The 14,496-nt window shown below is 72.3% G+C and carries 13 protein-coding genes; 2 read left to right on the top strand and 11 right to left on the bottom strand.

Translation table 11 applies throughout. The features are described from left to right. Window positions 1–10 precede the first annotated feature (10 nt). Window positions 11–628 (top strand): LysE/ArgO family amino acid transporter, encoded by a 618-nt coding sequence (locus tag ACWD35_RS20945; protein ID WP_451352782.1) that lies wholly within the window; start codon window positions 11–13, stop codon window positions 626–628. 32 nt (window positions 629–660) lie between these two features. On the opposite strand, the gene ACWD35_RS20950 is transcribed toward ACWD35_RS20945, so the two are convergent. Continuing rightward, entirely contained in the window at window positions 661–1,116 is a 456-nt protein-coding gene (locus ACWD35_RS20950) for a cyclic nucleotide-binding domain-containing protein (RefSeq protein WP_451352783.1), read from the bottom strand. Between the two features lie 258 nt (window positions 1,117–1,374). Next, complete coding sequence (locus ACWD35_RS20955) at window positions 1,375–1,614, bottom strand: hypothetical protein (protein ID WP_451352784.1); 240 nt, start codon at window positions 1,612–1,614, stop codon at window positions 1,375–1,377. Between the two features lie 130 nt (window positions 1,615–1,744). On the opposite strand from ACWD35_RS20955, the gene ACWD35_RS20960 reads away from it, so the two are divergent. Further along, complete coding sequence (locus tag ACWD35_RS20960; RefSeq protein ID WP_451352785.1) at window positions 1,745–2,545, top strand: SigB/SigF/SigG family RNA polymerase sigma factor; 801 nt, start codon at window positions 1,745–1,747, stop codon at window positions 2,543–2,545. Window positions 2,546–2,560: 15 nt separating this feature from the next. On the opposite strand, the gene ACWD35_RS20965 is transcribed toward ACWD35_RS20960, so the two are convergent. The 9 genes from ACWD35_RS20965 to ACWD35_RS21005 form a co-directional block, all read right to left on the bottom strand. Beyond that, window positions 2,561–4,783 carry an FUSC family protein gene (locus ACWD35_RS20965; protein ID WP_451352807.1) on the bottom strand — a complete coding sequence of 741 codons (2,223 nt, stop codon included), beginning with the start codon at window positions 4,781–4,783 and terminating at the stop codon, window positions 2,561–2,563. A gap of 106 nt (window positions 4,784–4,889) precedes the next feature. After that, window positions 4,890–5,099 (bottom strand): DUF4287 domain-containing protein, encoded by a 210-nt coding sequence (locus tag ACWD35_RS20970; protein ID WP_451352786.1) that lies wholly within the window; start codon window positions 5,097–5,099, stop codon window positions 4,890–4,892. Window positions 5,100–5,192: 93 nt separating this feature from the next. Beyond that, entirely contained in the window at window positions 5,193–6,569 is a 1,377-nt protein-coding gene (locus ACWD35_RS20975; RefSeq protein WP_451352787.1) for an NAD(P)/FAD-dependent oxidoreductase, read from the bottom strand. Between the two features lie 186 nt (window positions 6,570–6,755). Then, window positions 6,756–7,190, bottom strand: coding sequence for an ATP-binding protein (locus tag ACWD35_RS20980; protein ID WP_451352788.1), 435 nt, complete (start codon window positions 7,188–7,190; stop codon window positions 6,756–6,758). 109 nt (window positions 7,191–7,299) lie between these two features. Then, on the bottom strand, window positions 7,300–9,204 hold the full coding sequence (locus tag ACWD35_RS20985; RefSeq protein ID WP_451352789.1) for an AMP-dependent synthetase/ligase: 1,905 nt from the start codon (window positions 9,202–9,204) through the stop codon (window positions 7,300–7,302). 167 nt (window positions 9,205–9,371) lie between these two features. Next, window positions 9,372–10,460 carry a glutamate--cysteine ligase 2 gene (locus ACWD35_RS20990; protein WP_451352790.1) on the bottom strand — a complete coding sequence of 363 codons (1,089 nt, stop codon included), beginning with the start codon at window positions 10,458–10,460 and terminating at the stop codon, window positions 9,372–9,374. 93 nt (window positions 10,461–10,553) lie between these two features. Further along, a complete protein-coding gene (gene glgB / locus ACWD35_RS20995; protein WP_451352791.1) occupies window positions 10,554–12,761 on the bottom strand; it encodes a 1,4-alpha-glucan branching enzyme in 2,208 nt (735 codons plus the stop codon). Between the two features lie 3 nt (window positions 12,762–12,764). Further along, a complete protein-coding gene (locus tag ACWD35_RS21000) occupies window positions 12,765–14,129 on the bottom strand; it encodes a maltokinase N-terminal cap-like domain-containing protein (RefSeq protein ID WP_451352792.1) in 1,365 nt (454 codons plus the stop codon). 31 nt (window positions 14,130–14,160) lie between these two features. Beyond that, window positions 14,161–14,496, bottom strand: a 336-nt coding sequence (locus ACWD35_RS21005; protein WP_451352793.1) for an alpha-glucosidase C-terminal domain-containing protein, incomplete at its 5' end; no start/stop codon positions are given.

A 14,496-nucleotide genomic window follows, 5' to 3' on the forward strand; every position in this document is an offset into this window, starting at 1 on the left:
CGTCGACGGCATGAACCACACCCTGACCGCCGCGGTCGCCGGTTTCGGCACCGGCCTCTCCTTGATCGTCGCCATCGGCGCCCAGAACGCCTTCGTCCTGCGACAGGGGGTGCGCCGGGACGCGGTCCTCGCCGTGGTCGCCATCTGCGCCCTGTCCGACGCGGTGCTGATCGCCCTCGGCGTCGGCGGGGTGGGGGCCGCCGTGGTGGCCTGGCCCGGCGCGCTCAGGGCCGTCGGGCTCATCGGCGGCGCCTTCCTGCTCTGCTACGGCGCCCTCGCTGCCCGCAGGGTCCTGAAGCCCGGCGACACCGGCCTGCGCACGGACGGCGAGGCGGCCGGCTCCCGCCGCCGGGCGGTGCTGACCTGCCTGGCCATGACCTGGCTCAACCCGCACGTCTACCTGGACACCGTGTTCCTGCTCGGCTCGCTCGCGGCCGGCCACGGCGCGCTGCGCTGGAGCTTCGGCCTGGGCGCGGCGCTCGCCAGCCTGTGCTGGTTCGCCGTGCTCGGCTTCGGCGCCCGGCTGCTCGGCCGCGTCCTGACCCGGCCTGCCGCCTGGCGGTACCTGGACGGCCTGGTCGCCGCCACCATGCTTGTGCTCGGCGCCACGCTCGTCGCGGGAGCCTGAGCCGGTGTCTGCGCCCGGGCTGTCCGCGCGGCCTACAGCGGCCCGCGCTTGCGCAGGGCGTACGTGTCCATCAGCTTGCCGCGGGTCGTCTCCAGCCGGTGGGCGAGAACCTCGGCGACGGTCCGCACCAGAGACAGTCCGAGCAGCGGGTCCTCCACGCACAGCGCGAGCACCGCGGGGCCGTCGAACTCGTAGGCGCGTACGTTGCTGAAGGCCATCGCCCCGAAGTCCCACTGGTACGGCGGGAACAGCCACGACCAGCCGAGCATGTCGCCGGCGCCGAGCGTGGCCACGGTCACCCGCTGCCGGGAGGTCACCTCCTGGTCCAGGTTGACCGCGCCGGAGCGGATCACCCAGAAGCGGTCGGCGGTGCCGCCGGCCTCGAAGATGCGGGTGTCCTCCGGGAAGGACACCTCCTTGGCCAGTTCCATGAGACGTTCGCGCTGCGCTTGCGGCAGCGCGGTCAGCAGTTTGATCGCTTTGGTCATGGCGCGGGGCTCCTCGCCGGCGGCGGTTCGGGTGCTTTCCCTAAGCCCATTTCAGCCGCTGCCGCCGCACCGGGCACCTCGAAGGGCCGGGCTTTCCGCCTGCGGACAGGAAAAAGCCCTGGCTGGACGGGGGAAGCCAGCCAGGGCCGTATGCGGTGGCACGGAGCGGGGCGGAAGGACGGTTCCGGGTCCTGCTCCCTCACCACGTATGGGTGAACGGTAAACCATCGACTGGCGATTCGTGTAATCCTGAACAAGCTACGTGACCTGTCTCACTCCGCACTCCATCGGTCGCGCGCCCGGGGTGACGATCTCCTCCAGCACCCGCAGCACCGCCTCGTACGCCCGCGCCCGGTCGAGCGCTTCCCGCGCCCCGTCCGGATCCGTCCCCGTCAGCCCAAGGGCCCGCTCCCGCCAGACCCGTTCCTCGTCGGCCGCGCGGTCCCGGCCTCGCTGAATGCGCCGCAACAACTCGTCCGCGTCCACTGCACCGGTCATATCACCCGGGTACCCGGCAATCGCCCGCTGACGACATCGGCGCCCCCCATGGTGTTTGACGGCGCGCTGAGAGGTCAGCCGAAGAGGAGTGGCCTGTTGTGCGATCCGGCACCGCTCGGGGAGGGACGGGATGCGTGAGAAGCGGCGGACCCGGCACGACGCTCCTGACACGGCGGCCCTGTTCGCCCGGCTTGCGGAGCTGGACGACGGCCGCGAGCGGGACGCCGTACGCGCCGAACTCGTCACCGCCTGGCTGCCGATGGCCCACCGTATCGCCGGCCGCTTCCGCGACCGCGGCGAGTCCGTCGAGGATCTGCGCCAGGTGGCCGCGCTCGGCCTCGTCAAGGCCGTCGACCGGTTCGATCCGGCGCGCGGCGCCTTCGAGAGCTATGCCGTGCCCACCATCACCGGCGAGATCAAGCGGCACTTCCGGGACCGGATGTGGGCCCTGCGGGTGCCCCGCCGTGTGCAGGAACTGCGCAACCGGGTGCGCGCGGCCCGCCGTGACCTCACCCAGCACCCCGGCACCCCCGAACCCACCGTCACCGACATCGCCGTCCACACCGGGCTCACCGAGGACGAGGTCGCGGCCGGGATGGCGGCGCTGGAGAGCTACAGCGCCCTGTCCCTGGACGTCGAGGTGGCCGCCGACGCCGACGGCCACAGCCTCGCCGACACGCTCGGCTCCGTCGACGCCTCGTACGACGTCGTGGTCGACCGCGAGGCCGCCAAGGAGGGCCTGCGCCGACTGCCCGAACGGGAGCGGGCCATCCTCTACATGCGCTTCTTCGAGGACATGACGCAGAGCCGCATCGCCGACCGCCTCGGCATCTCCCAGATGCACGTCTCCCGGCTCATCAGCCGCAGCTGCGCCCGGGTCCGCGACGAGGCCCTGGGCGGCCGGCGCCCGCACGGCAGGACCGCCCCGTGACGACGCCCGCGGCGGTCACTTCTCCGAGGCGGACGGGCCGGCCGCGAAGCCGAGCGGGCGGGGCAGGCCGGAGACCGCCTCGTCCAGGCGCTGGAGATGCCGCAGGACCCGGTCGGTGACCCGGCCGTAGCGGGGGGTGCGCAGTGTGCCCGGCCGCAGCATCGAGGCGATGCTCGGGCCGGTCTCGATCTGCGCCGTGGACCGCGGATCCGCCACGTGCGCCGCGATCGCCCGGATGTTGTGCAGGATCCGCGCGCACGCCCCGCGCAGCCGGGGATCCGCCGCGATCGAGGGATGCGTCGGCAGCAGCTCGGCGGTGGCCGCGAGCGAACGCGCGTGGTAGGCGCAGGTCTCCAGCAGTGCCACGACATACCGGGCGGTGTTCCGGCGGGCGCGCAGCGGGGTGATCGGATGGGTCAGCGGCTGGGTGGCCGCCTGCAGGTCCGCCAGCGCCTGGTCCAGCTCGCGGGCCCGCTCCACCAGGTCCTCGCCGGTCCCGCCACTCAGCTGGTCCACGGCGGCCTGCGTGACGTCGGCGAGCAGGTCCAGGACGTCGACCAGCAGCTCGTTGGTACGCCGGTCGGTGTGGATCGGCAGCACCAGCGCCGCCGCGACCACCCCGCAGCCCGCGCCGAGCGCCGTCTCCTCGACGCGAAGCAGGAGCACCGACGGGCTGTAGGTGTTGAGCAGCGTGTACAGCAGGCCCAGCATCGCCGTGACGAAGAACGACATCAGCGTGTAGGACAGGGGCGCGGTGTAGAACATCGCGAAGATGAACAGCAGCACCAGCGCGAACGCCGTCCACGTGTGGTGCCCGACCAGCCCGGCCAGCCCGATGCCGGCCACCACGCCGAGTACCGTGCCCAGCAGCCGCCGGTAGCCCTTCATCAGGATCTCGCCCGTGGACGCGGTGTTGATGAACACGATCCAGCAGGTCAGCACCGCCCAGTACCAGCGATGGCTGGACAGCAGCTCCCCGCCCGCGATGGCCAGCGCGGAGCCGACCGCCACCTGGACGGCGGCCCGCGTGGTGGGCCGCCGCAGCCCGGTCGGCTCCGCTGCCTGCGCCGCCTCCTGCTCGCCGACCTTGATGGCCGCGTCCTCCGCGTCCAGCTCCTCCCGGGAGCGGGCGGTCGCCGGGGTGTCGTCGGACTCGTCCTGCGGCCCGTCCAGGGCCAGCCGCAGTCCGAGCGCGGCCCGCGCCGCCTCGCCGAGCCCGCGGAAGACGTCCTGCACGGCCGGGGAGGCCTTCGGCAGGTTCTCCTCCTCGCGGTAGCCGAGCAGCCGGTTGCGCACCTGCGACAGCGCGGTGCCGGACGCCTCACTGGCCGGCCGCAGCGCCAGCAGCCGTAGCGCCCCGAGGTCCCGGCGCAGCGCGGCCGTCGCCTCGTCCCGCACCGGAAGCTCGCCCCCGAAGGGCAGTACGGCGCCGGGCAGGTGCAGGGTGAGTGTGTCGGTGCGCTCGGCGCTGCGCGCGGTGAGCAGCAGCAGGCCGAGCCGCTCGGAGGCGATCTCGGCGTCGGCGATCCGGCGCTGCAGCAGCCGGGCCACCGCCTCGTCGGAGGTGCCGTCCTCCAGCCGCCCCTGGATCATCAGCGCCGTCTCGTGCAGCCGGGCGGTGCCGGCGCGCAGCTCCTCCAGGACCTTGTCCACCTCGTCGGGCCCGGCGTCCAGCAGCTCCAGCTGCGTGCCGGTCAGCTGGCCGAGGCGGGCCCGGAAGGCGCGCCGTAGCCGGTCCAGGGTGGCCGTCGGGGACTGCGGAAACAGTACGAAGCGGGCGGCGGCGCTGCACGCGAACGCCACGCAGATCACGCCGTACAGGGCGGGCAGCACGGAGGTGGTCGCGCGCACGAACAGCGACAGGAAGTAGATCTGGAAGCTGATCAGGCCGAGCGCCGTGCCGCGGTCGCCGAACCGGCGGCTGTAGACGGCGCAGAAGATGAGGACGACGAAGAACGGGTCGCCCACGACGGGATGCTGGTTCAGCAGCGCCCCGAGCGACACCGAGACCAGTGCCACGGGCAGGCCCAGCGCGAGCGTGACCGCCTGCTGGGAGCGCTGCTTCTCCCGGATGGCGAACGTGGCGACCATCGCCGCCATGGCGCCCGCGACCAGCTGGGGCACCGGGACCCGCAGAACGCCCAGGACAGCCAGGGTGAGGCCGATGGCGGTGACCGTGCGCAGACCGGCGGTGAGCCGCAGCAGCCCGGGATCGGACGCCGCGAGCCGGTCCCGCAGCCGTACCCGCCCCGACCGTCCCGCTGTGCTCACGCCGTCGCGCTCTCTCCCGTGCTCTCCTGCGCCGGAACCCGGACTCCGGCCCGGCATGGCATGCCGCCCCGGGCTACTTGCCCTCCGCCAGTATGTGCGCGACCAGCGCGTTGGCGTGCCCGTGGCCGAGACCGTGCTCCGTCTTCAGCCAGGCGACCAGCTCCATGTGCTTCGTCAGCGGCGAGGAGCGGATCAGCTCCAGCCACTCGGCGACCGGGCGGCCGTACTTCTTCTCGATCGAGGGGAAGTAGCTCGCGGGCCCCTTCACGGTCTTCTCGGTCATGCCGGTCTCCATCCGTGTGACGTTTCTAGATCACCAGTGAAGACGGCCGGCCCGGTGCGAAGTGATCGGCAGCATCGCGTGGTCCCGGTCACATCAAGGACTTTCGGCGGCCTTGCCCTCGACCCGGGCTCGGACCTGCTCCGGCGTCAGATAGGAGTTCGTGTACTCGAAGTCCTTCAGCCGGGCGGGCCTGCTCGCCTGGAAGCCGGTACGCACGAAATCGTCGCCCGCGACCGCGTTCAGCAGCCAGTTGGTCGCCACGCGGGTCTTGGCGACGTTCGTGCGCAGCGCCGACCAGTGGTAGCCGCGGGCCACCGCCTGGGCCGGCACACCGCGCAGTTCGATGCCGAGCGGCTTGGACACGGCGTCCTTGCCGCCCAGGTCGACGACGAGCCCCAGGTCGTGGTGCACGTACGGGGCCAGGGGCAGGTTGCGCAGGGTCGCGATGACGTTGTCGGCGACCTTCTTGCCCTGCCGCATGGCGTGTTGCGCGGTGGGCGGGCAGATCGCGCCCGGCTCGCCCTTCGCCAGGTCCGGCACGGCTGCCGCGTCGCCGAGCGCGAACACCCCGTCGTGGCCCGGCAGCGTCATCTCGGCGGTGACCGGGAGCCGCCCCCGCTCCGTCTCCACGCCCAGCGTGGCGATCAGCGGGCTGGCGACCACGCCGGCCGTCCAGATCAGGGTGCGCGTCGGTACCAGCCGCCCGTCGGTGAACGTCACCTCCTCCGGGCCCGCCTTCTCGATCGACACCCCGAGCGACACCTCGATCCCGCGGCGGGCCAGGATCTCCTGCGCGCTGCGCCCGAGTTTGTCGCCCAGCTCCGGCATGAGCTTCGGCGCGATGTCGATCAGGTGCCACCGGATCAGAGCGGGGTCCAGGCGCGGATAGCGCTCCAGGGCCGCGTGCGTGAGCTTCTGCAGACAGGCCGCGGTCTCGGTGCCCGCGTACCCGCCGCCGACCACCACGAACTGCAGCCGCGCGGCCTGCTCGGCGCGGTCGTCGCTGGCGTCCGCCAGGTCGAGCTGCGTGATGACGTGGTCGCGGATGTAGGCGGCCTCGGCGAGGGTCTTCATCCCGAACGCGTGATCCGTCAGCCCCGGGATGTCGAAGGTGCGGGTCACGCTGCCCGGCGCCAGCACGATGTAGTCGTACGGCTCGTCGACGATCTTGCCGGTGATGGTGCGGACGATGCAGACCTTGGCCTTCAGGTCCACGCCGATCGCGCCGCCCGGGATGATCCGCGTGCGGTACTTCCTGCTCCGGCGCAACGACAGGGCGATCGACTGCGGTGTGAGCACGCCGGAGGCGACCTGGGGCAGCAGCGGCAGGTAGAGCTGGTAGGAGAACGGCGTCACCAGGGTGACGTCGGCTTCGTCAAGGGCGAGTTTCCGCTCCAGGCGGCGGACGCACCCGACTCCGGCGAAGCCTGCGCCCACCACCAGGATCCTGGGTCGTGTCACGGTGTCCATCCCTTTCTGCGGCTCCGGGCGGTGTCCGGCTCGACGCCGTTCGCGTGCCCTGGATCGCTGCGCACCACTTTCGATCCCACCGTGACCCGAGCCGTTCCGCCAGCTGGGTGCGGCAGGCAGACGAACGTGTGGGCCAGGCTGCCCCGCCGGCGGGCGGAGAAACCGGAAACCGATCGGCCTCGCCCGTCACCAGGGCAGGAACACGTGAATGTCCTTGCCGCGGTCGTCGACGACGACGCTCACCTGATGGCTCAGCGTGTGCACCAGATGCCAGCCGATGCCGCCGCCGCCCGTACGCGGGCGGAAGGGGCGCGGCTCGGGCCGGGTCGTGCTGGTGTCGTGCACCGTGACGTGCACCCCGTCGAAGGTGCGGCGCATGCTCAGGCCGAAGGGCCCGGGGGCGTACTGGACGGCGTTGGCGGCCAGTTCGGTGACGACCAGCAGGATGTCGTCCCAGTGCTCGGGCAGGCCGGGCGGCGCCTCCCGCGCGAGGGCGCGCAGGAACTCCTCCGCGGCGAGCCGCGCTCCGGTGACGTTGCGCAGCTCACCCGGGAAGGAGAACGTACGCGCGTACTCCTCCTCCGCCGGAGGTGTGCCGTTACCGCGCCGCCGCGTCGCCATGCCGCCTTCCTCGTCGCCGTTCTCCCTCCACGCTGCGAGTTCCCGCACCCGCACCGGGTACGCGTCATAACTTGCTCGGCGTCCGCACTTCCTGGGCGTCGGCGCTTCCTCAGCGGAAGACACTGTCCGGCTCGTCCCAGTCGGCCGGCTCCGGTGGCCAGGCCCGTCCGGAGGAGCGGGAGCGGGCCGCGTACATCGCCTCGATCTCGGCGGCGTAGTGCCGCGTGATGGCGTCCCGGCGCAGCTTCATGGACGGCGTGAGCAGCCCGTTGTCCAGGGCGAACGGCTCCTGGAGGATGTGGTAGACGCGGATGGACTCCGCACGGGACACCGCGCTGTTGGCACTGGACACGGCCCGCGCGATCTCCTCGCGCAGCGCGTTCTCCTCCCGGGCCTCCCGGCCCGGGGTGTCCCCGGGGAGTGCCAGGGCGGCCCGCCAGTGCGCGAGGAACTCCGGATCCAGCGTGATCAGCGCGCCGACGCACGGCCGGTCGTCGCCGACGACCACCGCCTGATGGACCAGCGGATGCAGGCGCAGCCGCTGCTCCAGCGGGCCCGGGGCCACGCTCTTGCCGCTGCTGGTGACGATGACGTCCTTCTTGCGGCCCGTGATCGTCAGATAGCCCTCGTGGTCCAGTTCCCCGATGTCCCCGGTGGCCAGCCAGCCGCCGCGCAGCGCCGCCCGCGTCCCCAGCTCGTCGCTGATGTAGCCCTGGAACACCGACGGCCCGCGCACCAGAATCTCCCCGTCACCGGCCACCCGGATCTCGGTGCCCGGCAGCGGATGGCCCACGGTCCCCGACTTCTCCCGGCCCAGCGGCTGCACGGTGACCCCGCCGGAGGTCTCCGTCAGCCCGTAGCCGTCGTTCACGAACAGGCCGATGCCCGCGTAGAACAGGGTCAGTTCGCGACTGAGCGACGACCCGCCCGAGGTGCCCCTCAGCACGCGCCCGCCGAGCGCCGCCCGCAGCTTGCGGTACACCGTCCGCTCGTACAGCGCGTGCTGCACCTTCAGGTCGAACCCGGGACCCGGCCCGGTGCCCAGCCGCCGGCGTTCCTCCGCCTCGGCGAAGTCCCGCGCGGTCTGCGCGGCCCGCTCGAACAGGGCACCCCGGCCCGCCTGCTGGGCCGTGCGCAGGAACTTCTTGTACAGCTTCTCGAACACCGACGGCACGCCGTACAGATACGTCGGCCGGAAGGTCTGCAGCGCCGACGACAGGGCCGCCTCGGTGCACTCCGGCTCGTGCGCCAGCAGGACCCCGCCGCGCAGGCAGGTCAGCTGGATCATGATCCCGTACACATGGGAGAACGGCAGGAAGGCCAGCACGGACGGCTGTTCGCCCGGGGGCGCCGCCGTGTGGCCCCAGCCGGCGAGCGAGGTGTCGCACGGGTACGCCAGACCGCGGTGGCTCAGCGCGCAGCCCAGCGGACGGCCCGAGGTGCCGGAGGTGTAGACGATGGCCGCCGTCGCGTCCGGCAGCACGATCCGACGCAGCGACTCCACCGTGGTCAGCGGGATGACCGCGCCCCGCTCCGCCAGCTCGGCGAGCGCGCCCGCGTCCAGCTGCCACACGTGCCGCAGCCGGGGCAGCGCCGCGCACACGGTGCCGACGGTCATGACGCCCTGTTCGTCCTCCACCATGACGGCCACGCAGCCGGCGTCCCGCAGGATCCACTCGACCTGGTCCCGGGACGAGGCCGGATGGATCGGGACGACCTCCGCGCCGACGGCCCACAGCGCGTGGCTGAGCAGGGTCCACTCGTAGCGGGTGCGGGACATCAGGGCCACGCGGTGGCCCGGCGAGATGCCGGCGGCGATCAACCCCTTGGCCAGGTCGACCACTTCGTCCCGCAGTTCGACCGCCGTCACCTCCTCCCACCGGGTGGCGGCGGGATCCGGGCGGCGCGCGAGCACGGGCAGGGTCGGGTTGTGTTCGGCTGCGTCGAAGACGCTGTCGGCGAGGCCGCCCGTGAGCGGCGGGATGGCCGATGGAGCGAGGGCGACGTCCCGCATGCGCTGCTCCTGATGAGTACGGAGGGTGACTCCGCCGATCGGCTGTGCGGTCGGCGGTGCTCGAATGTAGCCCAGGGATGCGGTTTCGGCGCCGGGAACAGGCAAGTCGTGATCGGCCGATGATGTGCGCGTGTCCCGGAGCCGCCCTTCGGTCCTGGGTCCGCCTCTCAGTCCTGGGTGCGGCGCACACACGCGGTGACGACGTCCCTGAGGCTGCCCGTGCGCTCCATGAGCAGCCGCTGCTCGCGGGCGCCGTTGCCACGGCGCAGCAGCTCGGCGACGGCCTCCTCGACCAGGGCCGCGTCGCCGTTGTCGGTGAGCGCCTCCCCGGCGTGCTCCAGCAGCGAGCGCAGCACCTGCTCGGCGGGCCTGGGCCGCATGGTCGCGGGATCGAGCAGATCCCGGTCCAGGCCCGAGTGGGCGGCGTGCCAGGCGGCCATCCGCAGCAGGCTCACGCTGTGTTCGGGCGGCGGCCGGCCGGCTCTCCAGTCGCGTGCGGCCGTCTCCACCAGGGCGCGGGCCAGCGCGGCGACGAGGACGGTGGTGTCCGCCCGCAGGCAGACGTCCGCCACCCGGACCTCCACCGTCGGATGCTTCGCGGACAGGCGCGCGTCGAAGTAGACCATCGCCTTGTCGAGGATGACCCCGCTGTCCACCATGTCCGCCACCCGCCGGTGGTACCGCCCGGCCGAACCGAACACCTCGGTCGGCCCCGCCGACGGAGAGCGTGCCCACAGCCGGCTGCGGTAGCTGACGTAGCCGGTGTCCTGGCCCTGCCAGAACGGTGAGTTGGCGCTGACCGCGCTGACCGCCGAGAGCCACGGCCGGATCCGGTCGAGGACGGCGACGCCCTCCTCGTCGGACTCCACCGAAACGTGCACATGGCAGCCGCACACGAACTGGTCGTACGTGCCGGTCCCGAACTGCCCGACCATCCACTGGTAGCGCTCGTGCGGGGTGAGCGCAGGGGTTGTCGGCAGCGGACAGGTGGCGAGCGCGGCGACCGCGCACCCGATCTCCCCGGCGAGCAGGGCCGCCTCCTTGCGGCAGTGCACGATCTCGGCGCCGAGGTCCGCCATGTCCCGCTGCGGGTGCGTGGCGAACTCCAGCATCTGCCCGAACAGTTCCTCCTGGAACACGTCCTGCCCGCGATCGTCCTGGACGGCACGGGCGAGGACGGCGGCCGACAGGGCCTTCGGCTCCCCGCTGTCCGGGTCGACCAGAAGGAGTTCCTCCTCCACTCCGACAGTGCGCACGCGGTACCGCCCTTCCGTCCATGCCACAAGGAGCAGCCGTAGGTCTGTACGACCCTGACTGCCCGTCGGAGAGGGCAGCCGACACCTGCGGGTTCAGCGCACAGGCGTCAACCAGACAGTGGAGAGCGGCGGCAGCCTGAGCCGGAGGAACCCCTCCTCGGGCGCCAGCGCTCCAGGACCGCCGACACCTGCACCGCTCCCGCCGTAGCGCGCATCGTCCGTGTTCAGCGCCTCCTGCCAGGCTTGGACCCCCTCGGGGACCCACAGGCGGTAGTCCTCACGGACGACCGGGGAGAAGTTCGAGACCGCCAGCAGCGGCGTGCCGTCGGCGGCGAACCGCAGGAACGCGAAGACATTGTCGTCCGCCGCGTCACACAGCACCCACCGGAAACCGCCCGGATCGGTGTCCCGCTGCCACAGCGCAGGCGTCGCCCGGTACACCGTGTTCAGCTCCCGCACCAGCTCCTGCACACCCCGGTGGTCGCCGGCGGAGTGGTAGTCGTCGCCGAGCAGCCACCACTCGGGTCCATGCGCCTCCGACCACTCGGCGCCCTGCGCGAACTCCTGTCCCATGAAGAGGAGTTGCTTGCCCGGGTGGGCCCACATGAAGCCCAGGTAGGCACGGTGATCGGCGCGACGCTGCCACCAGTCGCCGGGCATCTTCGACACCAGCGCCTGCTTGCCGTGGACCACCTCGTCGTGGGAGATGGGCAGGACGTAGTTCTCGCTGTACGCGTACACCATCGAGAACGTCATCTCGTTGTGGTGGTACTTGCGGTGCACCGGCTCGTGCTGGATGTACTCCAGCGAGTCGTGCATCCAGCCCATGTTCCACTTCAGCCCGAAGCCCAGCCCGCCGCTGTGCGTCGGCCGGGTCACGCCGTCCCACGCGGTGGACTCCTCGGCGATGGTCACCACCCCGGGGCAGCGCCGGTAGACCGTGGCGTTCATCTCCTGGAGGAAGGCGACCGCGTCCAGATCCTCCCGCCCGCCGAAGACGTTCGGCTCCCACTGCCCGGAGTCGCGCGAGTAGTCGAGGTAGAGCATGGAGGCGACCGCGTCCACGCGCAGGCCGTCGATGTGGAACTCCTCGCACCAGTACACGGCGTTGGACACAAGGAAGTTGCGCACCTCGGTGCGCCCGAAGTCGAACTCGTACGTCCCCCAGTCCGGATGCTCGGCCCGCCGCCAGTCCCCGGGCTCGTACAAGGGGTCCCCGTCGAACCGGGCCAGCGCCCAGTCGTCCTTCGGGAAGTGCGCGGGCACCCAGTCCATGATCACGCCGATGCCGGCCCGGTGCAGCGCGTCCACCAGGTACTTGAAGTCGTCCGGAGAGCCCAGGCGGGGCGTGGGCGCGTAGTAGGAGGTGACCTGGTAGCCCCAGGAGCCGCTGAACGGGTGCCCGGCGACCGGCATCAGCTCGACGTGCGTGAAGCCCAGCTCCTTGAGATAGACCGGGAGTTCGTCAGCCAGTTGACGGTACGTCAGTCCTGGTCGCCAAGACGGCAGATGTACCTCGTACACCGAGAACGGCGCCTCGTGCACGGGTGTGTCGCCCCGGTGGGCCAGCCACTCGGCGTCGCCCCACTCGTACCGCGAGACGGCCACGACCGATGCCGTGTCCGGTGGCACTTCCGTGCGCCGCGCCATCGGGTCGGCCTTGAGGAACCGGTGGCCGTACCGGGAGGTGATCTCGAACTTGTACCGGGTGCCCTCGCCGATCCCGGGCAGGAACAGCTCCCACACGCCGGACGCGCCCAGCGAGCGCATCGGGTACTGCGTGCCGTCCCAGTACGTGAAGTCCCCGGCGACCCGCACCCCCTGGGCGTTCGGCGCCCACACCGTGAAGCGCGTGCCGGTCACGCCCTGGTGGGTCATCGGCTCGGCGCCGAGCGCCTGCCACAGCTGTTCGTGCCGGCCCTCCCGGATCAGATGCAGGTCCAACTCGCCGAGGGCCGGCAGGAAGCGGTACGGATCGTCCATCTCCTGCTCGCCGTCGTCGTACGCCACGAGCAGCGTGTACGACGGGGCCTCGGCGCAGGGCAGCACGGCGGAGAAGAGCCCGCCGCCCTCCGACACCAGCCGGTGGCGCGCCCCGTCCACCAGGACGCTTACCGAGCGGGCGTTCGGGCGCAGCGCCCGGAACAGGGTGCCGCCCGGCACCGGGTGGGCGCCCAGCACGGCGTGCGGATCGTGGTGCGCGCCGCCGAGCAGCCGGTCGCGGTCGGTCGGGTCGAGCGGTACGGCCCTGGCCGGTACCGGGCCCGCGGCCTCGGGCAGTGAAGTGTCGCGCAGTGCCATGACTCAGTCTCCCCAGACGGCGAGCCGCTTGATCGCGGCCATCGGAACCGGCAGCCAGTCGGGCCGGTGCCGGGCCTCGTACAGAACCTCGTACACCGCCCGGTCGGTCTCGTGCGCCCGCAACAGCGCGTGCTTCTTGCGTGGATCCCACCCGGCCCGGGCGGCGTAGCCCGCGCAGAACGCCTCCCGGCAGCGGCGGGCCCACTCCGGCCGCCAGGGGCGGCGCTGCCGGGCCGCGTAGTCGAAGGAGCGCAGCATCCCCGCCACGTCCCGCACCGGCGACTGGGCGCCGCACCGCTCGGCGAGCGGACGGGACGGTTCGCCCTCGAAGTCGATGACGAACCAGTCGCGGCCGGCCCGCAGCACCTGCCCGAGATGCAGGTCACCGTGGATGCGCTGGGCGGGCGGCCCGGCGTCGCAGGTCGCGAGGGCGGCGAACGCCGCGCTCAGGCCGGGCACGAAGGGCCGCAGCGCGGGTACCGCGTGCGCGGCGGCGTCCAGCCGTGCGCCCATCGCCCGCGCGGTGGCGCCGTTCTCGGTCTGCCCGGCCGGCGGGAACGCCTGCGCCAGTGCGAGGTGCACCTCGGCCATGGCCCGGCCCAGTTCGCCGGCCTCGGCGGTGAAGTCGTCGGCCGCGGCGAGCGCGTGCAGCGCCAGTGTCCAGCCGTCGGAGGCATCGGGCAGGAACGGCTGCAGAACACCCAGGGTGGCCGGGCGCGGAGCCGCGGTGCTGAACCAGGCCACCGGCGCGGGCACCCGCGCGCAGCCCTGCGCGGCCAGCGCGGCCGGCACCTCCAGGTCGGGGTTCACGCCCGGCTGGATGCGGCGGAAGACCTTCAGGATGTACGCGTCGCCGTAGACGATCGATGAGTTGGACTGCTCGGCGTCCAGCAGGCGCGGCGGGAGCCCCCCGGGCAGCTGCACGGTCCGGTCCGCCTCGAAGCGCAGCGGTCCCGCCGTGCCCGGCTGCCGCAGCCGCTCCAGCAGCAGATGGGCGCAGCGCGGGTCGTGCAGGGCGTCGTAGACCGCGAGGCCGGCCAGCGGGCCCTCCTCGACGCGGCCGATGTAGGCCCGCTCCAGCCGCGGGGCGAGGTGCTCGCGCACCCCGAGCAGCAGCTGGTAGCAGTCACCGGGCGGGGGAGTGCCCCCGGGGGTGGGCACCGGCGCGTGCGAGGCGTGCACCAGCAGGTGCATGCAGCCCGGGAACAGCTCGGTCATGGACAGCAACGACAGATCGGTGACAGGCCGGTCCTTTCCCGCGAACCAGCGCTGCCCCGGCAGCCATTCGCGCAGCAGCCGGCTGAGCGAGGCCAGGGGCCGCTCGACACCGGCCGTGGTCCTCGGTCGGAGGGTGATGGCCTTCGGCATGGTGACGCGTCCTTTCCTCGGCGCCGGTCGGTCAGCGGCGGCGGCCGATGCGGGATGCGACTCGGGAGAGCCGGAACCAGTAGAAGCCGTGGCCCGCGAGGGTCAGCAGATAGGGCAGTTCACCGATGGCGGGGAAGCGCACCCCGCCGATCAGCTCGACGGGGTGGCGTCCGTCGTAGACCCGCAGATCGAGTTCCGTGGGCTGCGCGAACCGGGAGAAGTTGTGGACGCAGAGCACCAGGTCGTCCTCGTACTCGCGCAGGAACGCCAGAACCGCCGGGTTGGAGGACTGCAACTCGGTATAGGACCCCAGTCCGAAGGCCGGATTCTGCTTGCGGATCTCGATCATGCGGCGGGTCCAGTGGAG

Source organism: Streptomyces sp. NPDC002671, from assembly GCF_053592475.1.

Coding starts and splice junctions, on each gene's coding strand:
- ACWD35_RS20945 (WP_451352782.1), top strand. CDS start 11: ATGAACCACACCCTGACCGCCGCGGTCGCCGGTTTCGGCACCGGCCTC.
- ACWD35_RS20975 (WP_451352787.1), bottom strand. CDS start 6,569: ATGGACACCGTGACACGACCCAGGATCCTGGTGGTGGGCGCAGGCTTC.
- ACWD35_RS20960 (WP_451352785.1), top strand. CDS start 1,745: ATGCGTGAGAAGCGGCGGACCCGGCACGACGCTCCTGACACGGCGGCC.
- ACWD35_RS20950 (WP_451352783.1), bottom strand. CDS start 1,116: ATGACCAAAGCGATCAAACTGCTGACCGCGCTGCCGCAAGCGCAGCGC.
- ACWD35_RS20970 (WP_451352786.1), bottom strand. CDS start 5,099: ATGACCGAGAAGACCGTGAAGGGGCCCGCGAGCTACTTCCCCTCGATC.
- ACWD35_RS21000 (WP_451352792.1), bottom strand. CDS start 14,129: ATGCCGAAGGCCATCACCCTCCGACCGAGGACCACGGCCGGTGTCGAG.
- ACWD35_RS20985 (WP_451352789.1), bottom strand. CDS start 9,204: ATGCGGGACGTCGCCCTCGCTCCATCGGCCATCCCGCCGCTCACGGGC.
- glgB (WP_451352791.1), bottom strand. CDS start 12,761: ATGGCACTGCGCGACACTTCACTGCCCGAGGCCGCGGGCCCGGTACCG.
- ACWD35_RS20955 (WP_451352784.1), bottom strand. CDS start 1,614: ATGACCGGTGCAGTGGACGCGGACGAGTTGTTGCGGCGCATTCAGCGA.
- ACWD35_RS20980 (WP_451352788.1), bottom strand. CDS start 7,190: ATGGCGACGCGGCGGCGCGGTAACGGCACACCTCCGGCGGAGGAGGAG.